At 68.2% G+C, this 23,560-nt stretch carries 26 protein-coding genes and 1 tRNA gene; 23 read left to right on the top strand and 4 right to left on the bottom strand.

The genetic code is table 11. The features are described 5' to 3' along the window. The first annotated feature begins 31 nt into the window (after window positions 1-31). The 6 genes from AB8M46_RS12205 (at window position 32) to AB8M46_RS12230 (ending at window position 4,464) form a co-directional block, all read left to right on the top strand. Window positions 32-640, top strand: a complete 609-nt coding sequence (locus AB8M46_RS12205; protein WP_007030508.1) for a hypothetical protein — start codon at window positions 32-34, stop codon at window positions 638-640. 187 nt (window positions 641-827) lie between these two features. Next, complete coding sequence (locus tag AB8M46_RS12210; RefSeq protein WP_037333725.1) at window positions 828-1,367, top strand: DUF2716 domain-containing protein; 540 nt, start codon at window positions 828-830, stop codon at window positions 1,365-1,367. A 38-nt stretch (window positions 1,368-1,405) separates the two neighbouring features. Next, complete coding sequence (locus AB8M46_RS12215; protein ID WP_038507266.1) at window positions 1,406-1,807, top strand: immunity 7 family protein; 402 nt, start codon at window positions 1,406-1,408, stop codon at window positions 1,805-1,807. A gap of 68 nt (window positions 1,808-1,875) precedes the next feature. After that, a complete protein-coding gene (locus AB8M46_RS12220; RefSeq protein ID WP_394360309.1) occupies window positions 1,876-2,301 on the top strand; it encodes an Imm10 family immunity protein in 426 nt (141 codons plus the stop codon). 95 nt (window positions 2,302-2,396) lie between these two features. Beyond that, window positions 2,397-2,690 carry a YiaA/YiaB family inner membrane protein gene (locus AB8M46_RS12225; RefSeq protein WP_037333714.1) on the top strand — a complete coding sequence of 98 codons (294 nt, stop codon included), beginning with the start codon at window positions 2,397-2,399 and terminating at the stop codon, window positions 2,688-2,690. Between the two features lie 31 nt (window positions 2,691-2,721). After that, on the top strand, window positions 2,722-4,464 hold the full coding sequence (locus tag AB8M46_RS12230; protein WP_394360310.1) for an ArnT family glycosyltransferase: 1,743 nt from the start codon (window positions 2,722-2,724) through the stop codon (window positions 4,462-4,464). A 237-nt stretch (window positions 4,465-4,701) separates the two neighbouring features. On the opposite strand, the gene AB8M46_RS12235 is transcribed toward AB8M46_RS12230, so the two are convergent. Continuing rightward, window positions 4,702-4,774, bottom strand: a tRNA-Gly gene (locus AB8M46_RS12235). A gap of 197 nt (window positions 4,775-4,971) precedes the next feature. Here AB8M46_RS12235 and AB8M46_RS12240 point away from each other — a divergent pair. The 3 genes from AB8M46_RS12240 (at window position 4,972) to AB8M46_RS12250 (ending at window position 7,970) form a co-directional block, all read left to right on the top strand. Next, window positions 4,972-6,528 (top strand): sigma-70 family RNA polymerase sigma factor, encoded by a 1,557-nt coding sequence (locus AB8M46_RS12240; RefSeq protein WP_394360311.1) that lies wholly within the window; start codon window positions 4,972-4,974, stop codon window positions 6,526-6,528. 105 nt (window positions 6,529-6,633) lie between these two features. Next, window positions 6,634-7,074 (top strand): hypothetical protein, encoded by a 441-nt coding sequence (locus AB8M46_RS12245; protein ID WP_005161585.1) that lies wholly within the window; start codon window positions 6,634-6,636, stop codon window positions 7,072-7,074. Between the two features lie 32 nt (window positions 7,075-7,106). Next, on the top strand, window positions 7,107-7,970 hold the full coding sequence (locus AB8M46_RS12250) for an Fpg/Nei family DNA glycosylase (RefSeq protein ID WP_016330579.1): 864 nt from the start codon (window positions 7,107-7,109) through the stop codon (window positions 7,968-7,970). A 77-nt stretch (window positions 7,971-8,047) separates the two neighbouring features. Here the strand turns inward: AB8M46_RS12250 and AB8M46_RS12255 are convergent, their stop codons facing one another. Further along, window positions 8,048-9,163: a serine hydrolase domain-containing protein gene (locus AB8M46_RS12255; RefSeq protein WP_394360312.1), complete on the bottom strand. Its 1,116-nt coding sequence runs from the start codon at window positions 9,161-9,163 to the stop codon at window positions 8,048-8,050. A gap of 169 nt (window positions 9,164-9,332) precedes the next feature. Between AB8M46_RS12255 and AB8M46_RS12260 the strand changes: the two genes are divergently transcribed. The 12 genes from AB8M46_RS12260 (at window position 9,333) to AB8M46_RS12315 (ending at window position 20,267) form a co-directional block, all read left to right on the top strand. Beyond that, the gene (locus AB8M46_RS12260; protein WP_016330581.1) at window positions 9,333-10,628 is read left to right on the top strand and encodes a histidine kinase; all 1,296 of its coding nucleotides are present in this window, start codon (window positions 9,333-9,335) and stop codon (window positions 10,626-10,628) included. 19 nt (window positions 10,629-10,647) lie between these two features. Then, complete coding sequence (locus AB8M46_RS12265) at window positions 10,648-11,493, top strand: S49 family peptidase (protein ID WP_037333697.1); 846 nt, start codon at window positions 10,648-10,650, stop codon at window positions 11,491-11,493. A 186-nt stretch (window positions 11,494-11,679) separates the two neighbouring features. Further along, window positions 11,680-12,612, top strand: coding sequence for a glycoside hydrolase family 16 protein (locus AB8M46_RS12270; protein WP_394360313.1), 933 nt, complete (start codon window positions 11,680-11,682; stop codon window positions 12,610-12,612). 172 nt (window positions 12,613-12,784) lie between these two features. Then, complete coding sequence (locus AB8M46_RS12275) at window positions 12,785-13,621, top strand: LytTR family DNA-binding domain-containing protein (RefSeq protein WP_037336073.1); 837 nt, start codon at window positions 12,785-12,787, stop codon at window positions 13,619-13,621. Next, complete coding sequence (locus AB8M46_RS12280; RefSeq protein WP_037333690.1) at window positions 13,618-14,136, top strand: hypothetical protein; 519 nt, start codon at window positions 13,618-13,620, stop codon at window positions 14,134-14,136. The genes AB8M46_RS12275 and AB8M46_RS12280 overlap by 4 nt, the downstream gene beginning before the upstream one ends. A gap of 31 nt (window positions 14,137-14,167) precedes the next feature. Continuing rightward, entirely contained in the window at window positions 14,168-15,958 is a 1,791-nt protein-coding gene (locus AB8M46_RS12285) for a cation acetate symporter (protein ID WP_037333687.1), read from the top strand. 139 nt (window positions 15,959-16,097) lie between these two features. Next, window positions 16,098-16,442 (top strand): DUF485 domain-containing protein, encoded by a 345-nt coding sequence (locus tag AB8M46_RS12290; protein WP_350592091.1) that lies wholly within the window; start codon window positions 16,098-16,100, stop codon window positions 16,440-16,442. Next, window positions 16,439-18,070 carry a cation acetate symporter gene (locus AB8M46_RS12295; protein WP_037333680.1) on the top strand — a complete coding sequence of 544 codons (1,632 nt, stop codon included), beginning with the start codon at window positions 16,439-16,441 and terminating at the stop codon, window positions 18,068-18,070. Before AB8M46_RS12290 ends, AB8M46_RS12295 begins: the two co-directional genes overlap by 4 nt. A gap of 47 nt (window positions 18,071-18,117) precedes the next feature. Continuing rightward, complete coding sequence (locus tag AB8M46_RS12300; RefSeq protein ID WP_007030524.1) at window positions 18,118-18,468, top strand: rhodanese-like domain-containing protein; 351 nt, start codon at window positions 18,118-18,120, stop codon at window positions 18,466-18,468. Window positions 18,469-18,512: 44 nt separating this feature from the next. Beyond that, entirely contained in the window at window positions 18,513-19,439 is a 927-nt protein-coding gene (locus tag AB8M46_RS12305) for a DUF4328 domain-containing protein (protein WP_394360314.1), read from the top strand. 75 nt (window positions 19,440-19,514) lie between these two features. Continuing rightward, complete coding sequence (locus AB8M46_RS12310; RefSeq protein ID WP_394360315.1) at window positions 19,515-19,814, top strand: hypothetical protein; 300 nt, start codon at window positions 19,515-19,517, stop codon at window positions 19,812-19,814. A gap of 27 nt (window positions 19,815-19,841) precedes the next feature. Beyond that, window positions 19,842-20,267, top strand: a complete 426-nt coding sequence (locus AB8M46_RS12315; RefSeq protein WP_037333674.1) for a type II toxin-antitoxin system VapC family toxin — start codon at window positions 19,842-19,844, stop codon at window positions 20,265-20,267. 168 nt (window positions 20,268-20,435) lie between these two features. Here the strand turns inward: AB8M46_RS12315 and AB8M46_RS12320 are convergent, their stop codons facing one another. Together AB8M46_RS12320 and AB8M46_RS12325 are read right to left on the bottom strand one after the other, a co-directional pair. Further along, the gene (locus AB8M46_RS12320) at window positions 20,436-21,605 is read right to left on the bottom strand and encodes a cytochrome P450 (protein ID WP_394360316.1); all 1,170 of its coding nucleotides are present in this window, start codon (window positions 21,603-21,605) and stop codon (window positions 20,436-20,438) included. 60 nt (window positions 21,606-21,665) lie between these two features. After that, window positions 21,666-21,878, bottom strand: coding sequence for a hypothetical protein (locus AB8M46_RS12325; protein WP_037333665.1), 213 nt, complete (start codon window positions 21,876-21,878; stop codon window positions 21,666-21,668). A gap of 289 nt (window positions 21,879-22,167) precedes the next feature. On the opposite strand from AB8M46_RS12325, the gene AB8M46_RS12330 reads away from it, so the two are divergent. Then, window positions 22,168-23,049 (top strand): DUF5926 family protein, encoded by an 882-nt coding sequence (locus AB8M46_RS12330; protein ID WP_038507305.1) that lies wholly within the window; start codon window positions 22,168-22,170, stop codon window positions 23,047-23,049. A 74-nt stretch (window positions 23,050-23,123) separates the two neighbouring features. Continuing rightward, entirely contained in the window at window positions 23,124-23,477 is a 354-nt protein-coding gene (locus AB8M46_RS12335) for a DUF952 domain-containing protein (protein ID WP_394360317.1), read from the top strand. The last annotated feature ends 83 nt before the right edge of the window (window positions 23,478-23,560 follow it).

The raw sequence follows: 23,560 nt of genomic DNA on the forward strand, positions 1-23,560 counted from the left end.
CAGCAGGAACAGCGGCGAAAGGCAGACACGGATGGCCTACATCACCCTGCCCACGTTCGTGGGGTACAGCACGAGCTCGGGTCCCTCGCGTTCCTCGTTCGTCCGGCGTTGGCGCCGTCAGTACGAGGACCCGGCCCGGGGCGGGTTCAACTTCTACCTCCGCGCCGCGAACGCGATCCGTGCCGGGCGGATCTCCGGGCGGGATCGCGAGGTACTGCGAGCACTCGTCGAGAACGCGGACGAGCGCACGCGGCCGCACTACACCGAGATCGCCAACGGCTGGCTGCGCTACGTCGGGCGGCGTGACCTGCGGCTGGCCGAGGTCGGCCGGTCACGATGGCGGCTCGGCTCGCTCGAAGTGGGTATCAATCCGCATCTCGGCCTGCGCAAGGGCGACGGCCCCGTCTACGTGACCTGGCTCTATTTCAAGGAGGAGCCGTTGAGCCGGGACGCGGCGCAGATGGTGCTGTGGCTGCTCGAACAGACCATGGACGAGCTGCGGCCGGGCGGGCGTCCGCTGGTCGTCGACGTTCGGCGATCGAAGGAGTTCGCCTTGTCGCCGCGCGATCGCGACAAGGTGCGGCCGTGGGTGCGGAGTGAGGCCTCGGCCTTCATGAGTCTCTGGGAGGCGGCCGCATGATCGATCGACGGCGAGCCCGCGTTCCGTGGGCTCGCCGTTCACACACCGTCATTCTCACGGTTCCGGCGGCGGCGCAAGACACCTGATCAGGTGACAGTTTCACGGAGAATGCCCACGAGCTGGACAACTTGAGCCTTGAACACGAAGCTTTCCCAGTCTTAATCGGCCGAACCACCGAGGGTCGCTCGTGAACAACGCTTGGGAAGCCATCTCCAGGGTCGCAGATGAGCCCGCCTGGTACTGGGTCTACGACAAGCTCGCGTTCTGGCCGAGCACCTACGCGCACGCCTGGCCGGGTTTCCGCGAACCCGCCCCGTCCGTCGCGTGGGATCTCGCGCCCGGCGGCCTCGACCGCGCGTCGGCCGAATTCCGGGTCGGCCCGTATGCCGTCGAGCAGAACGATGTCGCCCGTGTCGCCCTCTCGGCGCTGAAGGACTGCGTCGCCGAGGACGAGTGGGTCTGGGTGCTGCACTGGCAGCACCAGTCGTACCGCTTCTACCCGCATCGGCACGCCGCACTCGACCCGTGGCCGGTCCCGGTGTTTCCGCGCACGGACTATCACATGTTCCTGGCGAACGACTTCCGCTTCGGCACACTCGGGCACCCCTGGGAACGGACCCTGTGCGTCTACGGCGAGAAGCTGGTGCCCGCCTTCGAAAAGCACGGCGAACAGGTTTTCAAGAACGCGCTGCGGCGCAACGGGGCACCGGCCGCGATGGCGGGCTGACCACCATCGGGCGGGCGGACCTGCCTAAACTCAGGCGGGTGTTCGAATACCACGGGTGGGTGACCATCCAAGCGAGCCCTTCCGGTGACGACGACGCCGCGCTGCTCGAGCGCATCGTCGAGCGGGTGCACCGCGCCGTCCGCGACTTCGACGACGGCGACCTGCTCGACCTCCGCTGGGCGGCCGGGGTGCCGGTGCTGCACCTGGGTGGCATGGACAAACACGGCACGGCGATCGCGCCCGAGCTGGTGGACCTCTTCACGCGCGTCGGCGACCTCGCGCCCGGCTCCTACGGTCTCCTGCACGTCTGGGACGACCAGGATCCCGAGCACGACAACGAATTCAAGGTGTACCGGATGGCCCGCGGCCTGGTCACCGAACGCGGCGACGAGCACCTGTCCCCGGTCGCGCCGACCGTGATGGACGGCTACGAGATCTGACCCGTGTCTCGGGGCCGCCCGCTCCGACGCAGTTCGCCAAGCAGGGCAGGAAAACGGAAGCAGTGACAATGAAATTGACCGCTGCGGAGGTCGGGTTCTTCGAGGACTACGAGGATGAAGAAGCCCTTGAAGTGGGCGTTGCCGGGGTGGACGAGTCCGGTACGCCGAGATCGTTCTCGTTTCAGCGATCCACGTATGAACCGGATGAGCAGGAAATCCGGTCCGGGATGGATTCCTACAACGTCTCAACTGAGCGAGGCTTGACCATATACGGCTGCCTGCGCAGTGTGCGACTCTCCGAAATGGTGCTCACGCTGGAATTCTCCGCTGAGGATGCGGAGATTCTTGAGATCTCGACGACCGTCGAAGTGAACCTGAGCGAAGCGCAGGCGGATGAGGAGAACCTGACTCGGAAGCTCCGTGAGGTTCTGGACTGGGGCTCTCTCGAGAAGCGGCCGGATTTGGTCGGCCTGGATCCGCTCGCCGGTACGTAGGTCGGTCTTGCAGCCGCCTCGTCTTCCGAATCGCAACCCTGCTTGAGTAGCCGTACTCAAGACACCGAAGTGCCATCGGCGCGACCGTGGTACGCATGACGAAAACCTCCGCAGCGCCGCCCACCACCGTCGCGTTCTTCGTCCAGGCCGCCCTCTCGTTCGGCTTGGCGTTGCTCGCGGTCGTCATCGGCATCTGGTACCTGCCGGTCGACGGCTGGGTCCGCGGCTTTCTCGCCCTCGGCATGCTCTTCCTGACCACTTCGGCGTTCACCCTCGCCAAGTGCATCCGTGACCGGCAGGACGAGAACACCGTCGTCAGCAGAGTCGACCAGGCCCGCGTCGACAAGCTCCTGTCCGAGCACGACCCCTTCAAAACGCCCGCGCTCTAGCCTGCCCAGAGGCCCGACTAGATTCTCGACCATGGTCTTGACCAGGGGGATTCGCCGCGTCCAGGTGAACACATGGCTCCTGCTCGGCGTGGCGGTCGCCTGGTTGCTCGTCAACTTCCGATGGATCGTCCTGTATCGCGACGGCCAGGTGTTCGACATCGACGAGGCCGGCTACTTCGGCATGGCGTTGAACAATCACGGCGCGGCGCTCCGGGAGGGTGCCGTCGGCTGGATCGAAGCCGTCGAGTCCCCGGGTATCCAAGCGCCACTGCTGCCCGCGCTGACTTCGCTGCACTTCTTCGCCACCGGGACCGGGACGGTGGCCGCCTTCCTCGTCCCGCTGGTGGCCGGGGCGGCCTTGATCCTGCTCACGCACGCCGTGGCGAACAGGGTGGCCGGCCGCCCGTTCGCCTGGATCGCCACGGCGCTGATCGCCACCGCGCCCGGCGTGCTCTTCGAGGCCCGCGCCTACCATTTCGCGCTGCCCGCGGCGGTCATGACCATGGCCGCCATCTACTGCCTGATCCGTTCCGAAGGGCTGTCGAAACTCCGGTTCGTCCTGCTGTTCGGGGTTTTCGTCGGGCTGATGCCGTTGTCGAGGACGATGGCGATCGCGTTCGTACCGGCATTGGTGCTGGCCGCGTTGGTCCAGGCGGTGGTACCGCGGGACCGGGGGAAGCGGCTGAAGCACTTCGCCCTCGCGGCGCTCGTGGCCGCCGGCGTCGCGGCGATCTGGCTGGTGCCCAACGGTGCCCGGGTCTTCGCGTACCTGACCGGCTTCGGCTACGGGAAGCAGTCGGTGGAGTTCGGCCAGGAAGCGGGAGTGTTCAACCCCGCGGCCTGGGTCGCGCGGCTGAAGCTGTTGATCTCCGACCACGGGCTCCCGCACGCGCTGGTGCTGTGTGCCGGGCTCGTCGCCGCGGTCGTCGTGGCGATCGTCAAGTTCCGGTCCGGTCCGGCGAAGGACGTCCTCCGCTCGATGGTGGTATCGGCGTTGTTTCCGTCGGCGCTGCTCGTCGCGGAAGGCGGGCTGGCGGTGCTGACGTCCAAGAACACGGGCACCTCCTTCTTTCTCCCATTGATCCCGTCCATGGTGATCCTGGCGCTCTGGGGGTTGTACCGGGCACACCGTTCGCTTCGGCGGGCCTTGCCGGTCGTGGTCGCGGTGGCCGGGCTCCTGGCGCTGGTGCCGATGGTGGATCTGCGCCTGCCGACCGCTCGGCCGTGGGAGGTGGACCTGCCGGTGCTGGGCACGTCCAAGATCACCGACGGGCGCGGCGTTCCTCAGGTCTACGCCGACCCGGATGGTCAGCTCGCCGAGCCGTTGAGCGCGGAGACGGCGCGGGAGTGGCGGGCCGCGTCGGAATGGGCCGTCGGCCAGGTGGAGGAGCAGCACGCGCTGGGCGGGGCGACCGCGTTCGGGTTCCGTGACCGGCTCTTCAACACCAACACCGTTCAGCTGGAGATGCTGCGGAAGTTCGGCTATGGCGTGGCGCTGCCGCAGGTCGACCCCACCGCGAACGGGAACACCGGGCCGGACCATCTGCGCTGGCTGACGTCGTATGCGGGCAGCCTCGGCGGGGACGCGAGCAAGACGTGTCTGCTGTTCACCGCGACGGGAACGGTGAACGAGTACGAACCGAAGGTGGATCCGCCGTCCATGGTTTCGACCGCGAAAGCCGCGGGCTTCACGCCGGTCACGACACGGCCCCTACCGAACGGTCGGCTGGTGACCTTGTGGAAGCGCCCGCAGCCCACTTGCGTGCCCTCCTGAGGCACGAAGGGCGCACCCACATATGCACAAATCCGAATTACTACAGTCGTGTGACTCCGCTCACTGAACCTGTAGCACTTAGTAACCGAAAGAGCGAGAAAGAGATCGACGCGCCCAAGAACCGACTCGCCAACGCGAGCTACCAGGAACGTGGGGGTCCGGGGGCTCGAGCCCCCGGGAATTATGGTGAGCAAGCCATGGTCCAGGCGTTCCCTGGACACACTGCGCCCACTTGCGAGCGGATGACGGGATTCGAACCCGCGACCCTCACCTTGGCAAGGTGATGCGCTACCAGCTGCGCTACATCCGCATGTCTTGCTCTGCTCCGGCACTCGTTTGAAGCAGTGGAACAACCATACACCGACCGTCTGTAGCGGTTTTGACCCACCCCTATAGGTGCTTCGGCGTCACACCTGGCGTACAAGGGGTGACGACGGCTGCATACCTCCGTATGGTGTCCCCATTCGACCGAATGGTGAGTCCTTCGGGGAGGAGGTGCCTGGCCGGATGACCGAGCAGGGCACGGTGCCGCTTCAGGCGGCCTCGGAATCCGACGAGCAGGCATTGCTCCAGCGTCTCCGTGATGGGGAGGACGCTGCCTTCGGGGAGCTTTTCGAACTTCACGCCGCCGCCGTGCGGCGGCTGGCCCGCAGTCTGGCCGCCGATCGGTCGGAGGCGGAGGACATCACCGCCGAGACCTTCTTCCGGGTGCTTCAGGCGTTGCGCCGGGGCGCCGGGCCGCGTGACTACGTCCGGGCCTATCTGCTGACGGTGGCTCGCCGCGTCTCGTGGGAGTGGCACGGCGCGCGTCGTGACGTGCCGGTGAGCGACGACGAGCTGACCTTCCGGGCCGGGGCGGGGGCGGACACGCATGCCCGGACGGCCGAGCATTCGCTGATCACGACCGCTTTCACGAGTTTGCCGGAGCGCTGGCGTTCGGTCTTGTGGCAGACGGAGGTCGAAGGCGAGCAGCCGTCGATGGTCGCGCCGCATTTCGGGCTGAGCGCGAACGCGACGGCGGCGCTGGCCCGCCGGGCGCGGCAGGGGCTGCGAGCGGCGTATCTGCAGGCGCATCTGTCGGTGAACCGCGGGCCCGATTCGTGCCGCGCGGTGGTGGAGAAGCTAGGCGGGTTCACCGCGGGCAGCGTGACCGGGGCCGAGGCCCGCCGGATCAAGACCCACCTGATCGCCTGCCAGTCGTGCCGGGCCACCCACGACGAGCTGCGTGACGTCTGTTCGTCGCTGCGGGCGCACGCCGGTGTGGTGGCGCTGCTGGTGCCGGCGGCCGCCGGGGCCCACGCGAGCGGGGCGTTGTCCGGGCTCGCCGCGTCGGTCAAGGGACTTCTGCTCGGCTCGAAGGTGAAGGTCGGCCTGGCGGTGGCGTCGACGGCCGCCGCCGGTGCGGTCGGGATCGTCGCGGGTCCGGCCGTGTTCGGCACCGACGTCACCCACACCGTGGGCCTGTCCGGGGGCGGGCTGCCGGAGCTGGCGCTGCTGCCGGCGCAGGTCGCGCCACCCGGCCACGCCCAGCCGGTGGAGATCCCGCCGCAGCGGATCGCGCAGGACCAGCTGCAGGGCAAGGGTGCCCGGCCCGCCGTGACCGGACGAGGACCCGGAGCCGGCGCCGAGCTCGGGGTGTCCGACATGCCGAGCCTGCCGGGTGCGGGCACGCCGCGGAAGGAGCTGAGCGGCGGCGACGTCGTGCAGCCGCCGGACGAGCAGAATCCGACGCAGGAGGAGACCTCACCGCGCAACGAGGTCCCGGATCCGGGCACGGGCTCCAACCAGACCACTTCGAAGCGGGACGACATCCCGCCGGAGGAATCGTTCAGGCCCACCGAGGAGTCGCTGAGCCCGACTACGACGACTTCGCGGGACTCGACCGAGCAGTCGACCACGCCCGATTCGACGACTTACCCGGAAGGGTCCTCTTCGACGGAGACCGGGACCCCCGAAAGCACGACCGGGACCCCGTCCGGCGACACGTCGGAGGACGAGCCGAGCCCGGTCAAGCCGACTTCCCACTATCCGGAACCGGGTGTCGACTACCCGACGTGCCCATAACGCCCGAGCGGGCATATCGCCCTCGAACTCTCGCGAATCCGGCTCCCGTCACGGTACGGTGGAGCTCGCTCACGACGAGCGAGCGGCCGCGCGGGAGGCGACTGAATGAACCGGCTGGTGCACGGCGAGGACGGCCGTGACTGGGTGGTCCGAGCCCAGATGGAATGGCGTGCTCCCGCGACAGCGGACGATTTCGAGCACGATGTGGCGGGCAGCTACGGCCCGGGTATCGCGATGATCGCCGTGACGGCGCTGCTCGCGATCGTGCTCATCATGTGGACTCCCGCCGACGTCATGATCCCGTCGTGGGTACCGCTGGCGCTCCTGCTGATCGCGCTGTTCTTCCCGCTGCGGTGGATTCTGCGCCGTCCGTGGACCGTGGTCGCCGAGACCGAGGGCGATCTGGCGGGCGACCGGCCGTCGGAGCGCTGGGTGGGCACCATCCGCGGCATGTTCACCGTGCGCGGCGAGGTCTCGAAGATCACCAAGACCATCCAGAAGCACTCGCTGCCGGATTTCGACGGCCCGTTGCACCCGGTGGAGTAGTCGCGGCGGCCTGAACGCGCGAGACTGGGGCCATGCCCGAGTTACCCGAGGTCGAAGCGCTCGCCCACCACCTGCGTGAACACGCGGTGGGCAAGACGGTCTTCCGCGTCGACGTGTCGTCCCTCAGCGTGCTGAAGACGGCGACGCCGCCGTGGACCGAGCTGCACGGCCGTGAGGTCACCGGGGCGGGCCGGTTCGGCAAACATCTGGATCTCGTCGCCGGGGATCTCCATCTGGTCGTCCACCTGGCGAGGGCGGGCTGGCTGCGCTGGTCCGACGCGTTGTCGCCGACGCCGCTCAAACCCGGCAAGGGGCCGATCTCGCTGCGCGTCCATCTCGACGCGGCCGCCGGACCGGGCTTCGATCTCACGGAGGCCGGCACGAAGAAGGGCCTGGCGGTCTGGATCGTGCGCGATCCGGAGAAGGAGGTCGCGAGTATCGCGAGGCTCGGGCCGGACGCGCTTTCGCTGGACCGCACGCAGCTCGAGAAGTTGTTCACCGGGCGCACCGAACGGCTGAAGACGGCGCTGACCGATCAGTCGCTGATCGCCGGGATCGGCAACGCCTACTCCGACGAGATCATGCACATGGCGAAGCTTTCCCCTTACGCCACAACCGGAAAGCTGTCCGAGGCGGCGCTCGACGGGCTTTCGGAGGCGATCCGCGAGGTGCTGACCAGTGCCGTGACGCGTTCGGTCGGCCAGTCCGCGGCCCGGCTCAAGGGCGAGAAGCGGTCCGGGCTGCGGGTGCACGCGCGCACCGGGCTGCCGTGTCCGGTCTGCGGCGACACGATCCGCGAGATCTCGTTCGCGGACAAGTCGTTCCAGTACTGCCCGACCTGCCAGACCGGCGGGAAACCCCTCGCGGACCGGCGGATGTCGCGCCTGCTGAAGTGACCCGGCCACCCTCGCGTTTCGTCCTCTGAATGCGGTACTTGCGCGTGCAAATACCGCATTCAGAGGACGAAACGCGGTCAGCAGAGGGCGGCCTTCACCGCGGGCGCCGGAATCTTCGGCACTCGCTGCCCGCCGTGCACGTCCGCGGCGAGGTCGTACACGTTCAGCGCGAGGACCAGCTGTTTCGAGCCGTCCGCGTTGCTCATCGAGACGCTGAAGAATCCCGGCCCGGCACCGGTGTTGCCCCAGAACGTCTTCATGCCATCGGCACATTTCACGTCGAGCGTCTCGATCCCCGCCCCGTAGGCGCCGCCCCGGTCGTTCGGCACCAGCCGCTTGAGCTCGGTCTGTTGCGCGGGCGCCAAAAGCCGCCCCGACAGCAACGCGCGATGGAATCTCGCGAGGTCGTCGACGGTCGACACCATCGCGCCCGCGGTCCAGTCGTACGACGGGCTGAACACGGTCATGTCCTGCCCCTTCATGTCGTACCCGTGCAGATGAGGACCCCGCAGGAACGGCGACCACAGCGGGAAATACGTCCGGCCGAGGTCGAGCGGATCGAGGATCCGCCGCTGGATCTCCGCGCGGACGTCGTCATGGGTGATCTTCTCGATCACCTTGCCCAGCAACAGATATCCGGTGTTCGAGTAGCCCACGCCGCTGCCCGGCGGGAACGACGGCCGGTCGGCGAGCGAGCGCCGGATGACCTCCGACGGCGTGATGACGTGCGCCCGGTTCCCCTGGACGAGGTACGGGTCGAAGAAGTGCGGATCCAGCGGGTCGTGCACGCCGGACGTGTGGTTCAGCAGCATGCGCAGCGTGATCTTTTCCGGTTCGTAGCCCGGTCCGCGGACGATACCGGGCAGCCGCCGCTCGATCGGATCGTCGAGCGACAGCTTCCCTTCGCCCGCCAGTTGCAGGACCACGGTGGCGACGAACGCCTTGGTGTTGCTGGCGATCCGGAACCGGTGATGCGGCTCCGCGGCTTCCCGCGTGGCCTGGTTCGCGTATCCGGCGCCGAAGCGCGAGACCGCCTCACCGTTCCGGACCTGGGCGACCGCTCCCGGAAATCCCCCTTCGCCGACCAGATCGCCGACGGCCGCGCGCACCGGGTCGGTCGCCGCGGCCGCCGTCCCGCTCCCCAGCAGGACCCCCACCAGCACCCCCGCCGCGAGCTTCCCCGATCCGCGCATTGTGTTCCTCCCCCGGAAGCGATTGCCTGCGCACAGTCTTTCCCGTGCGACGGGGAGTGACCATGGGGACAACGCCCGGGTCTTGGGTAGGGTCGGCCCCACCCTCAGTTGTCACAACTCAACGGAAAGTGGGGAGCAGGCCTTGCACCCGGTTGGTCGAGCGCAGAGCATGGACGCCGTGTCCGGGCTCGAAATCGCGCAGATCATCCCTTGGGGTGTGGCGCTGTTGCTCGCCATCCTCGTCGTCGTCCTGCTGATCAAGCTGAGGCGTCCCGCGAGCATCGTGGAGAACGCGGTGCTGCAGGCCGTCCACCGGATGTCGAAGGCGACACCGGATCTCCGCGAAGGCCTCGACGAGCAGGTCGCCGACAAGATCACCAGCCAGCTGCTGGAGATGCTCGACTGCGTCGCCGTCGGCATCACCGACAGCGAGGGCACCCTGCTGTCCTGGGACGGCGAGGCCAACGACCACTACGTCGACCTCGTCGACGCCATCGGCAACGCGATCCGCAAACACCGCCGCGAGGTCGTCGCGCACGACAAGATGCCGTGCAACCACCGCGGCACCTGCCGGATGCGGACGGCGGTGATCGTGCCGCTGATCGTCGAGGGCGAGACGGAGGCCGCGCTGATCGTCGTCGGGCGCACGCGCGGGCGGCTGGTGCAGATGGCCGACGCGGTCGCGCAGTTCGTCTGCACCCAGTTCGAGCTGGCGCGCCTGGACGAATCGAAGAACCAGCTGCAGCAGGCGGAGATCAAGGCGTTGCGCGCGCAGATCTCGCCGCATTTCGTCTACAACGCGCTCAACACCATCTCGTCGCTGATCCGGACGGACCCGGAGGAAGCGCGAGAGCTGCTTCAGGACTTCGCGGACTTCACGCGCTACTCGTTCCGGACGTCGGGAATGTTCACCTCGCTCGCCGAGGAACTGCGCAATATCGACCGGTACCTGACCATCGAGAACGCCCGGTTCGGCGGACGGCTCGAAGTGCGGATGAAGATCGCGCCCGAGGTGCTCTCGGTGGTCGTGCCGTTCCTGATCATCCAGCCGCTGGTGGAGAACGCCGTCAAACACGGCCTCGCGTCGAAGCCGTCCGGCGGCTGCGTCACGGTGATCGCCGAGGACTACGGCGCCGAAGCGCTGATCAGCGTCGAAGACGACGGCATCGGCATGGAGCCCGCCAAACTCGCGGACCTCCGCAGCCAGCACCGCACGGGCGCGCACGTCGGCCTCGGCAACATCAACCAGCGGATGCAGCAGGTGTTCGGCCGCGACTACGCGCTCATGGTCGAGACGGCACCCGGCGCCGGCATGAAGGTGACCTTGCGGGTGCCGAAGTTCATGCCCGGCGTGCGCCCGAACCTGCCGGACTTCTCCGCCGACAGCGCCACCGTCCCGCCGCAGGGCGGCCCGAACGAGGCCAGCGGGGTGAGCGGTTCGCGCAGCGGCGTGCTGCCGTCGTGAACGCCGGTAACCTGGCGGTATGAGCGTTGCGGACAAGCTGACCTCCCGTCTCCCGATGATCGGCGAACGGGGTGAGCGCAAGGACGTCGTCGCCGTGGTCAAGCTGCACGGGGTGATCACACCGACCCCGTCACCCCTGGCCAGGGGCTCGATCAACCTCGCCGCCGTCGAATCGGCGCTGACCCGCGCGTTCGCCCACGAGCGGCTGAAGGCCGTCGCGCTGCAGATCAACTCCCCGGGCGGGGCGCCGACGCAGTCCGGTCTGGTCGCCGAGCGGATCCGCCAGCTCGCCGACGAGAAGAAGGTGCCCGTCCTGGCCTTCGCCGAGGACGTCGCCGCGTCCGGTGGCTACTGGCTGGCCTGCGCGGCCGACGAGATCTACGCGCACCGGACGTCGATGGTCGGCTCCATCGGCGTGATCAGCGGCGGGTTCGGGTTCACCGGTCTGCTGGAGCGGTTCGGCATCGAGCGGCGGCTGCACACCGCGGGGGAGAACAAGTCCCGGCTCGACCCGTTCAGCCCGGAGAAGCCCGAAGACGTCGAGTGGCTGAAGAAGATGCACGGCCAGCTCCACGAACTGTTCGTCGACTGGGTCACCGAGCGCCGGGGCGACCGGCTTTCCGGCTCCGACGACCTCTTCAACGGCGACGTCTGGCTGGGTGCCCGAGCGGTCGAACTCGGCCTGATCGACGGCGTCGGCAGTCTCCGCCAGGTGATCACCGAGCGGTACCCGGACGCCGAGATCTCGGTCGCCGAACCGAAGAAACCGCTGCTGGCGCGGCTCGGCATCGGTGCGCCCGCCGCGGCGAGCGCGTTGCTGGACGCCGTCCAGTCCAAGGCCGCCTGGAGCCGCTTCGGCCTCTGACCCGCGTGCCATGAAAGGTCCTTTCCTTGCGAAATTTGCGAGGAAAGGACCTTTCCTTGCATCCGGGGGCGGCGGGGATTCACCCGAACGGTGGTAGGCGTAAGTGGTTCAGACCAGGTCTCATATCGGACATACCGCTTTGTTGTGAACGGCAACAAACCTCGACAGCGTTGACGAGGAGGTCCGATGTCCGTTAATCGTTCCCGTTGGAAGATCGCGCTGGCAGGCGCCGCGTTGCTCTTGGTGCCCCTGGCCCTGCCCGCGACCGCCGCCGTCCCGCCGCCCCCGGCCGGCTGGACCACCGTGTTCACCGACGACTTCACCGGCGCCGCGGGTTCGCTCCCGTCGAGCGCGAACTGGATCGTCGACACCGGCCACGCGTACCCCGGCGGCCCGGCGAACTGGGGCACCGGCGAGATCCAGAACTACACGGCGAACCCCGCCAACCTGGCCCAGGACGGTTCCGGGAACCTGCGGATCACGCCGTTGCGCGACGGTGCGGGCAACTGGACCTCGGCGCGGATCGAAACGCAGCGCACGAACTTCAAACCACCCGCGGGTGGCGCGCTGCGGATCGAAGGCCGCATCCAGATGCCGAACGTCACCGGCGCCGCGGCACTCGGCTACTGGCCCGCGTTCTGGGCGCTGGGCTCGCCGTATCGCGGCAACTACTGGAATTGGCCCGCCGTCGGCGAGTTCGACATCATGGAGAACGTCAACGGGATCAACACGGTCTGGGGCGTGCTGCACTGCGGCGTCAACCCCGGCGGCCCCTGCAACGAGACCACCGGGCTGGTCGGCAGCCGTACCTGTCCCGGCGCGAGCTGTCAGAGCGCGTTCCACACCTACACCTTCGAATGGGACACGAGCGTCAGCCCCAACGTGTTCCGCTGGCTGGTGGACGGGCAGCAGTTCCATTCGGTCGGCCAGAACCAGGTCGATGCCACTACCTGGGCCAGCATGACCGACCACGCGGGCTACTTCGTGCTGCTGAACGTCGCGATCGGCGGTGCGTTCCCGAACAACAACTCCGGCACCACGACACCGGGACCGGGAATCGTGCCGGGACATCCGATGCTCGTCGACTACGTCACCGTCCTGACCCGCGGCGGCACGTGAGCGTCAACTGGTTCACCTTCACTCCGTGAAGGGATGGACGTGGCACGGCGAGGCGGTTCGTGTCACCGGAAAAGATGACGGCACCGGCCACCCCGGGCGCGGGGGTGCCGGTGCCGTCCTTTCGTTCGACTTTCGTGAAGCGGGCTGGACAAGAAACCCGGCAATGGGCAGGATGCGTCTCACTGTGAGTGCTCACGATGACACCCGGAAGCTCATCGTCCTGGCGGTGGACGATGAGCCCAAAGGGCTAGACGAACTCGTCCACTGTCTCCGGAACAGCCCGCACGTCGCCCTGGTCTACCCGGCGATCGACGCTTCGGAGGCGCTGCGCCTGCTGTCCGCGGACGATCCGAGACTGGCCGATCGCAAGGCCCGCGGCCTGCCGATCGTGGACGCGGTGTTCGCCGACATCGACATGCCCGGTCTGTCCGGGATGGAGATGTCGCGGGTGTTCGCCGCGCTGCGCCCGTCGCCCGCGCTGGTCTTCGTGACGGGACACGCGGAAGAGGCGGTCAACGCCTTCGACCTCGGCGCGCTCGACTACGTGCTCAAGCCGTACCAACAGGATCGTCTCGACCGCGCGATCACCCGCGTGATCGACAAACTCGCCGCCAACGCCGCGCCGAAGTTCGGCCCGGAAGGCGGTCTCGGGCAGGTCAAGAACGACGACGAGGTCATCCCCGTCGAACTGGCGGGCACCACCAAGCTCATCCCGCGGTCTTCGGTCCGCTGGGTCGAGGCGCAGGGCGACTACGCCCGGCTGTTCACCAACGACGGCAGCCACCTGGTCCGCATCCCGCTCGCCCAGCTCGAAGAACGCTGGGAGAAGGCGGGTTTCGTCCGCATCCACCGGTCGTTCCTGGTCTCGCTGCCGCTGATCACCGAACTGCGTATGGGCCAGGGTGGCTACCAGGTCGTGATCGGTAACGAGGAGAAGGTGCTGCCGGTGAGCCGCCGCCACACGCGCGCCCTCAAGGACAGGCTGGTCGGCGCCAACCGGTCGTCGTGACCGACGACTACTACCGCCGCGTCAACGGCGTCCGCGAGCCGGACCCGACGCTGGGCAAGCGCAGGAAACCGGCGCAACCCGAGGGCGCCGCCGTCGAGCCCGTGCCGGGTGCGCCGTCCGGTCCGAAGCACGAACAGGCCAAACCCGAACATCACGCGAAACCCAAGCGGCAGCGGGTGATCCTCGCCGATCCGCGGCAGGCCACCAGCACCCTGCGGGCCAGGGTCGAGCTCGAAGAACAGACCAGCTGGGGAAAGCTCCTGGTCAAGGATCTGGTGAAGATCCAGCTGCGGACGGCCTCCTGGCTGGCGCTGCTGGTGATGGTCACGCTGTGTTCGCTTCCGGTGCTCTTCTATCTGATCCCGTCCTTCGGACGAGTGGTCGTCGTGGGCATTCCGTTGCCCTGGTTGATCCTCGGCGTGGCCCCTTTCCCGTTCCTGTTCGGGATCGGCCTCTGGTACAACCGGCTCGCCGAACGTCATGAACGCGACTTCGTCGACATGATCGAGAACTGATTGCGGAGCTGCACATGCGAGGATCCACACCGTGCAGCTGAATCCGTGGGCCATGGCCGGCATCGTGCTGGTGGCGGTCCTGACCTTCTATCTGGGACACCGCTCCTCGCGGTCGGCCGTCAGCACGCACGATTTCCTCGTCGCCCGCCGCACCGTGCGCTCCCGGCGCAACGCCGCCGCGATCTCCGGTGAGTACCTGTCCGCCGCGTCGTTCATGGGCGTCGCCGGCATCGTGCTGAAGGACGGCGCCGACGCGCTGTGGTTCCCGATCGGTTTCACCGCCGGCTATCTCGCGCTGATGCTGTTCGTCGCCGCGCCGCTGCGGCGGTCCGGCGCGTACACGCTGCCGGACTTCGTCGAGATGCGGCTGGGCTCGACGATGCTGCGCCGCGTCTCGACGGCTTTCGTCGTGTTCATCGGGATCCTTTACATGGTCCCGCAGTTGCAGGGCGCCGGCCTGACACTCTCGACGATCTTGCCGGTGCCGGTGTGGGCCGGAGCGCTCCTGGTCACCTTCGTGGTCGGGTTCAACGTGATCGCGGGCGGGATGCGCGCGATCACCGTCGTCCAGGCCTTCCAGTACTGGCTGAAATTGTTCGCCATCGCGGTGCCCACGTTCATCCTGTGCATCGTGTTCCTCGGCGCCGGACCGCCGGGCAGCGCGCGCCCGCTCGGGCAGCCCGCACCGCCGACCTTCCCCGAGAACACCACGGTTTCGGTGCAGGCCGACGTCACGCTGAAGGTCACCTCGGTGACCGTGCTCGAGGCCTACGGCCAGGTGGAAGGCGCGCGCGCCAACGGTTTCGCGGTGTGGGCGCCGGAGGTCGCGCACAAGGTCGCCAAGGGCACGACGCTGAAGTTCACCGCGGGCACCCCGGTGCCGGTGGTCAGCGACGCGCCCACGTCCAACGGCGACTGGCTGCGGCCCGGTTCCGGCAGTCTCACCGATCTGCTGCAGGTCTATTCGCTGATCCTCGCGACGTTCCTCGGCACCATGGGCCTGCCGCATGTCCTGGTCCGCTTCTACACCAACCCCGACGGCAAGGCCGCGCGCCGCACGACGGTGCACGTCCTGCTGCTGCTCGGCCTGTTCTACCTGTTCCCGACGCTGCTGGGCGCGCTGTCGCGGATGTACGTCCCGGAACTGCTGGTGACCGGGAAGACCGACGCCGCCGTCCTGCTGCTGCCGTCCGCGGTCCTGCCGGGACTCTGGGGGCAGATCCTGGGCGCGGTGACCGCGGCCGGCGCGTTCGCGGCGTTCCTGTCGAGCTCGTCCGGGCTGCTGGTGAGTGTCGCCGGGGTCGTGTCCACCGACGTCCTGCCCGGCCGCGTCCGTGATTTCCGGGTGGCGACGGCGATCGTGGCGCTGATCCCGTTCGGGCTGGCGGTGCTGCTGCCGTCGGAGGATCTGTCCCTTTCGGTCGGGATGTCGTTCGCGCTGGCCGCGTCGACGTTCAGTCCGCTGCTGCTGCTCGGGGTCTGGTGGCGCAAGCTCAGCTGGCCCGGCGCGCTGGCCGGGATGCTCGTCGGCGGCGGACTCGTGCTGACCGCGCTGGTGGTCAACATCGTCAGCAAGTACACCGGCGGCTGGGCGCCGTGGTTCTCGAACCAGCCCGCGCTGATCACCGTCCCGGCCGCCTTCCTGACCACCTACGTGGTGAGCCGCGCGACCGGATACGGGCGGCCGGACGACGTCCACGGCGTGATGCTGCGGCTGCACGCACCCGATCCGCTCGGCTTCATGCGGGATCGTGCGGTCGCCCGGTTCGGGCAGGCCGAAGAGAAGACCCGGACCACCGGAAAAGGCCGTCACCGGAAGTAAATCACTCTTTCGAGTCGCGACCCTCTACGCAGAGTCGTACCGTTCACTCAAATGGATTGATCCTCTGGAGCCCTATGAGGGGCATGATCTTTCGTGACAACGAAGTCATGGAATGGTCGCGGCAGGTGGGAGGTCCGACATGAGCGAGACCGATCAAGACCTGGGTTCCCAACCGGAATCCGACTGGGAAAAGGTCCAGGCGAGTCCGGAATTCACCGAGCTGCGACGACGGCTGCGGGTATTCGTTTTCCCGGTGTCGGCCCTGTTCCTCCTCTGGTATCTGCTGTACGTGCTCCTCGCCGACTACGCGACCGGGTTCATGAGCACCAAACTCTTCGGCAACATCACCGTCGGCCTGGTCTTCGGCCTGCTGCAGTTCGTGTCCACCTTCGTGATCACCGGCCTTTACGTCCGGTACGCGAACCGCAAGCTCGATCCGCTCGCGGACAAGCTCCGGCACGAGATCGAAGGGACCGAACGGTGAATACGCTGGCAGCGGGCGTACAGGGCAGCAGTCCGGCGCTCAACATCACCATTTTCGCGATCTTCGTGGCGATCACACTGGTGATCGTTTTCCGGGCGAGCCGGAATACGAAGACCGCGTCCGACTACTACGCCGCCGGGCGCGCGTTCACCGGTCCGCAGAACGGGATCGCGATCTCGGGCGACTATCTTTCCGCGGCGTCGTTCCTGGGTATCGCCGGTGCGATCGCGATCAACGGTTACGACGGTTTCCTCTACTCGATCGGATTCCTCGTCGCGTGGCTGGTGGCGTTGCTGCTGGTCGCGGAACTGCTGCGCAACACCGGCAAGTTCACCATGGGCGACGTGCTGGCGTTCCGGATGAAGCAGCGTCCGGTCCGCGCGGCGGCCGCGATCTCCACGCTCGCCGTGTCGTTCTTCTACCTGCTCGCGCAGATGGCGGGGGCGGGCGGTCTGGTGAACCTGCTGCTCGGTATCGAGGGGAACCTCGGCCAGGACCTGGTGATCGCCGTCGTCGGCGTGATCATGATCCTGTACGTGCTGATCGGCGGGATGAAGGGCACCACCTGGGTCCAGATCATCAAGGCCGTCCTGCTCATCGCGGGCGCGTTCGCGATGACGTTGTGGGTGCTCGGGAAGTACGGCTTCAACCTCTCCAGCCTGTTCCAGGCCGCCGTCGACAAGGGTGGCCGGACCGGGGAAGCGCTGCTCGGCCCGGGCAAGCAGTACGGCAAGACCGGCACGACGAAACTCGACTTCCTGTCCTTGGGTATCGCGCTGGTGCTCGGCACCGCGGGGCTGCCGCACGTGCTCATGCGCTTCTACACGGTGCCGACCGCGAAGGACGCGCGCCGTTCGGTGGTGTGGGCGATCGCGCTGATCGGCATCTTCTACCTGTTCACGCTGGTGCTCGGCTACGGCGCGGGCGCGCTCGTCGGGCCCGACGTGATCGCGAAGGCGCCGGGCACGACCAACTCGGCGGCACCGTTGCTCGCTCTCGAACTCGGCGGCCCCGTCCTGCTCGGCTTCATCGCGGCGGTGGCGTTCGCGACGATCCTCGCCGTGGTCGCGGGGCTGACGATCACCGCGTCGGCGTCGTTCGCGCACGACGTCTACGCCAACGTGATCAAGAAGGGGAAGACCGACCCGGACAGCGAGGTCCGCGTCGCGCGGATCACCGCGCTGGTGATCGGGGCGGTCGCGATCGTCGGCGGGATCCTCGCGAAGAACCAGAACGTGGCGTTCCTCGTGGCGCTCGCGTTCGCGGTGGCGGCGTCGGCGAACCTGCCGACCATCCTGTACTCGCTGTTCTGGAAGCGGTTCAACACCCAAGGCGCGTTGTGGAGCATCTACGGTGGTCTCGCGGTCTGTGTGCTGCTGATCGTGTTCTCGCCGGCGGTGTCGGGTAAACCCGTCGATCCGAAGACCGGGAAGAGCGCCTCGATGATCCAGGGCGTCGACTTCCACTGGTTCCCGCTGGACAACCCTGGCATTGTCTCGATCCCGGTCGCGTTCTTCCTCGGCTGGCTCGGCACCGTGCTGTCCAAGGACCACAACCAGAAGAAGTACGCCGAGATGGAGGTCCGCTCGCTCACCGGCGCCGGGGCGGAAAAAGCCGTCAAGCATTGAGTTGTTCTTCACGCGCGCGCAACGGGACGGGATGCGAGGATGGCAGGGTGGTGAGCCCTGCTGACATCCCGACCGTCGCCGTCCGTGATCTGCCGAAGGACGGCGTCGCGCTGCTCGACGTCCGCGAGGACGACGAGTGGGCCGCCGGGCACGCTCCCGGCGCCAAGCACATCCCGATGGGTGAACTGCCCGCGCGCGTCGGCGAACTCGACGACCTGCCCGACGACCAGCCGGTCTACGTGATCTGCCGCAGCGGCGGCCGGTCCGCGCGCGCCGCCGCGTGGCTCAACGCGAGCGGCTGGGACGCGGTGAACGTCGCCGGCGGGATGGGCTCCTGGAAGCAGGAGGGGCGCCCGATGGTCGGCGACCATCCCGGCGTCGAGCCCGAAGTGCTGTAACCGTGCAGCCAGGCCACTACCCACCGAGGGCGCCCCTGTCGCCGATGCCGCCGGTGCGCCCCGCGCCGATGCGGCAGCCGGTGCGCCATCGCGTCCGCTGGGTCGCTTCGCCGCCGCCCGGCGCGCTGCCGCAGCGTCGCAAGCCCGTGGCCGAGCGCTACTCCGGTCCGCCGTCGTATCCGGTCCCACCGAGGTGGGGCTTCCCGAATCTGGCCTGGCGCCGCCCGACCGCCGTCCCCGGGACGGCGTCCGGCGAGGTCACCGCGGGGGAGCGGCTGCGGGTGATCACGCGCAGCCTGTTGCCGGTGCTGTGGACGTTCGCCGCCCTCGCCGTCATCGCGTCGGCCGCGGAGATCTGGCGCTACGTCCTGCTGGTGCAGAGCCGCGACTCCGCGCTGTCGACGTCGGTCGTCTCGGTCTCCGACACCTTCGTGATCACGGCCGGTCTGCTCACGACGATCCTTTCGCTGCTGCCGGCCGGGCTCACCGTGTGGTGGCTGCTCGTCGCCAGGCACGCGGCCGCGGACGTCTCCGGCGAGGCGCCGCCCAGGCGGCAACGGCATGTGCTGGCCTTCGTGCTGGTGCCGGTGGTGAACCTGATCATGGTGCTGCCGGTCGTCGCCGAACTCGAACACGCCGTCCTGCGGCGGACGCGGGAAACGCGGCCGAAGCCGTCGCGGCTCGTGCTGATCTGGTGGGGCGTCTGGGCACTCAACTGGGTGCTGCTCGCGCTGGTCATCGTCTGGCGGTTCCGTGACGGCGTCCAGGCGCTGGCCGACGGCGTCGTGCTGGTCGCGCTGACCGACCTGACCGCGGCCGGGCTGGCGGTGGTGACCGCGCTGCTCGTGAAGCGCATGTCCGGGCTGCTCGCTCCTGTCGAGGAGAAGCGCCTTCGGCTGCTTCGTGTGCTGAAGGTGGATGGGGTTCCGGACCCGGGGCGGCGCGAACGTCCCGCTTCCTCCGTGCGCTGACGCAACTTTTTCACTAAACGTTGAATGCGGATTCACGCACTCCGCTGACGAGGGATCAGTCTGTAACATGGCGGTATGAGCGAGCAGCAGAAGTGCGACCTGCCTGCCGGGGAGACCGGCCGGGTGCGGTCTGCTGCGAGCGATCTGTACAAGTCGTCCGCCGCCAGGACAAAGAAGGTGAAACAGCCTGTGACAGGGCGAGTTTCACCAGGTGTGAAAACGGGGCTCGCCGGGCATGGGATCCGTCGGCCTGAGCCGACCCCGGACGAGCCGTCGAAGCCGTATTCCTTACCGTCCTTCCTGGGCATGTTCGATCTTCCCCCCGACGCGTCCGAGACGGTGAAGGCCGTGGTGCGCGACCGGGACGTCGCCTGAGTTCGCGGCGGGAACAAGCGAAGATCGATGGCGCGTCCGATCGTGGTGGACGCTGGTCCGCTCATAGCCATGGCCAGCCGGAAAGACGATCACCACCAGGCGGTGGTGGGGTGGCTCGCGACCGCGGCGACCCGTGATCTGCTGGTGCCGTCGCTCGTACTGACCGAGGTGTGCCACTACATCGAAAAGTACCTCGGTGGCGAAGCCGAGGCGGCGTTCATCGAAGGACTCATACGCTCGCCTCAGTTCGCGATCTATCACCCCATGGACGACGATTTCCGGCGGATGGCCGTCCTGATGCGCCAGTACTCGGATTGGCCGCTCGGCCTGGCGGACGCGGCCGTCGTGGCCACGGCCGAACGGCTGAAGACGGTCGAGGTGGCCACTGTGGATCGCCGGCACTTCGAGCACATCAAGCCGGTGCATGTTTCGCACTTCACGCTCTATCCCTGACCTGGGGAAAGAGAGCAAGGGACCTTTGCTACCACTCGCCGACGCCGGGTGAGATCCCCGCGCTGGTGGTCTCGGTGTGGGTGAAGGGCGCTTTCACCGCATGCGACGCGGCTAAAGCGCCCTTCACCTCACGGCCCGCCCCAGACGCGAACTTCCGGTGCAGGACCGTCAAGCCGTGGTCACCCGAAGCGAGCGCAGGCCGCGGATCACGAACTCCGGCCGCCGTTCCGGCTCTTCCGCGAGCTCCAGTCCCGGCAGCTTCGAGGCCAGGGAGGACAGCGCGGCCGCGATCTCCACCCGCGCGAGCGGGGCGCCGACGCAGTAGTGGATGCCCATGCCGAAGCCGAGGTGCGCGTTCGGCGTGCGGCCGATGTCGAGCGTGTCCGGCCGGTCGAAGACCTTCGGGTCCCGCGCGGCGGCGCCGAGGAGCGCGCCGATCTTCTCGCCCTCGGCGATCCGGAATCCGGCGATCTCGACGTCGGTGGTCGCCGTCCGCTCGAAAAGCTGCAGCGGCGCGTCGAAGCGGATCAGCTCCTCGACGCACGGGTCCAGGAGCTCCGGGGAGGCCAGCAGTCGCTCCCACTGGTCACGGTGGGTCAGCAGCGCGTTGACGCCGTTCCCGATGACGTTCACCGTCGCCTCGTGCCCGGCCATCAGGAGCAGGACCGCGGTCGCGACCAGTTCGTCTTCGGTGAGCTCACTGCGCAGAAGGTCGCTGATGATGTCTTCGCCAGGGGAGTTCGCGCGCTGCTTCGCGACGTCACGCAGGTAGTCGACGAACTCCGCGGCCGCGGCTTCGGCGGCGTCGCGCTTGTCCTCGGCGAGCCCGTACTCGTACATCTTCACGATGTGGTTCGACCAGGTGACCATGCTCGGCCCCTTGTCGACCGGGACGCCGAGCAGTTCCGCGATGACGGCGACCGGCAGCGGCTGCGCGAGGTGCGCCAGCAGATCGGCCGAGCCGGTTTCGGCGATCTCGGCGGCGAGGCCGTCGACCATGCCGTCCGCGAGTTCGGCGACCATCGGCCGCAGCCGCTGGACGTGCCCGCGCCCGAACGCGCCCGCGATCACCCGCCGCAGCCGCGTGTGGGCGGGCGGCTCGTTCTCCAGCAGCGAGTTGCGGTGCAGGAGGTTGAACGACGCGAACCGCTCCACCGGCAGCGCGTCCTGCCAGATCCGGCCGAGCCCGCGATGCCGGAGGACGGCGGCCGACGCCGCGTGCGACACCGCCACGGCGATGCCGAGACCGTCGTGCCGGTGGACTTCGCCGCGCTCGCGGAGCTCGGCGAAGGACGGGTACGGATTCGCGAGGAAGGCCGGGTCGGCGAGGTCGAACACCCGCCGACTGTAACCCGGCCGGGCGCCGCGCCGGGGTGGCCGCCCCGGCGCGGCAGGGAGCTACAGATGCAGCCAAAGTCCCAGGTGCAGGTGCAGCCCGTGATGGTGATGCCCGTGGTGATGGCCGACGCACAGCAGCAGGCAATGTCGCGCCTGGTCGGCTCTGTCGGACTGCGGCGCGGCCGAAGCCGTGCCCACCGCGGGCCCGGCCAGCATCAGACCGAGTGCCACGGGAAACGCGGCCAACGCGGCCCGGCGCTTCGAGGTGCTCATCTGTGATCCCTTCTCCGCACTACGGCACCGGATGGCGCCGTGATCGAGTATTCGGTGCGGTACGGGCAAAACGGCAGGCTGATCACCCGCGATTAGATCGTCCGGATGATGACAACCGTTTTCAGTCACGTTTGCGTGGTACCCGGATGGCCGCTGAAACCCGTCGATCAGGTCGATCCGGTGGCCCGCCGGGTGTCGTCCGCGACGTCTTCGTCACCAACCCCGGGGGCCTTACGAGGCGCGCGCCTTCCCGCGATAGCGTTCCGAACCGAGCTTTGAGGAGGCTGACGTGGGCAAGGGTTCGCGCAAGAAGGGTCCCAAGACGACCTCGGACCGCAAGCCGAAGGTGCGCGACGTCTTCGTCGGCCAGCCCTTCGAGGGGCTCGCGGCGGAGACCGAACTGATCGCGCTGCGCGAGTTCGTCCCGTCGGCGACGGCGGCGCTCACGCTGGGCTCCGGCGAGAAGGTCACCCTCGGCACGGTGCTGCCGATGGCGGCGGCCGCGTTCGTCCGGTCCGACGGCGAGCGCTACATCGGGATGCAGGTGCAGACCCGGTCCTCGGACATCAGCCGCGACCTCGGCCGCGCGCTCCAGTGGGTGCTGGAGGCCAAGGAGGGTGACGTGCTGTCCGTGCCGGACACCACGACGCCGCCCACCGCCGACGAGAAGGCCCGCCTGCAGGACCTGCTCGACACGGACGTCGAACTCGACGTCACGCTCTACAACGACTTCGCCTGGTGGCTGCCCGAGGACGCCGACGCGAGCGGAGACGTCGCGCTGTCCCTCGAGCGCGCGAACGCGGCGATCATGCCGACCGAACGTCTCGGCGCGGGCGCGTACTGGGTGCTCGCCGGGGAGAAGGCGCATCTGCGCTGGGTTCGCCCCGAGCCGGAGAACCTGCTGTTGCAAGCGCTTGCGCGGCTGTCCGCGGCCGGTGAGCTCGGCCTCGGCGAGGGCTCCCGCTACGCCGGTTCGTTCCGCGCGCACGGGTTGCTCGTCCCGGTGTGGGACCTCGACCCCGAGGCCCACGCCCGCGAGTGGGCCGACGCGAAGGACCAACTCGGCACCCGGCTCGAGGCGGCCCTGAAGTCGCTCGACACCGAGCCGCTCAACGCCGCCGAGCGCCGCTCGCGCGACGGCCTCATCGGCCGCCAGCTCACCATCCGCTGATCCCCTTCCCACGCATTTCGTCCTCTGGATGCGGAGCCCCGCATCCAGAGGACGAAATGCGCGAGGATGGGCGCGTGATCCTCCATATCTGCACCAAGGACGAGTGGGCTTCGGTGCTCGAAGGCGGCGTCTACACCGCCGCGTCGCTCGAATCCGACGGCTTCATCCACTGCTCAGACCCGGGGACGGCGCATATCCCGGCCAACGCCGTGTTCCCCGGCCGCACCGATCTGGTGCTGCTGGAGATCGACCCGGCGCTCGTCGGCGCGCCCGTCGTCTGGGAGGACGGGGACCCGCCGCATCCGGCCGGTATCCAGTTCCCCCACGTGTACGGGCCGATACCCCGTAACGCCGTGGTGGCCGTTCACGAATTCCCTGTTCAGGGGGACGGTTCGTTCAGAATTCCCGAGTCCGTGTCGAAACGTTGAGGCGGGCAACTCCTCGGCGAGACGAGCGTCTCCCGAACTGGTTCGCGGCTGAAGACAACCTGTGGGGGCGGTCATGCGTTTCG

This window comes from Amycolatopsis sp. SB7-3 (assembly GCF_041021335.1).
Lineage (GTDB): Bacteria > Actinomycetota > Actinomycetes > Mycobacteriales > Pseudonocardiaceae > Amycolatopsis > Amycolatopsis japonica.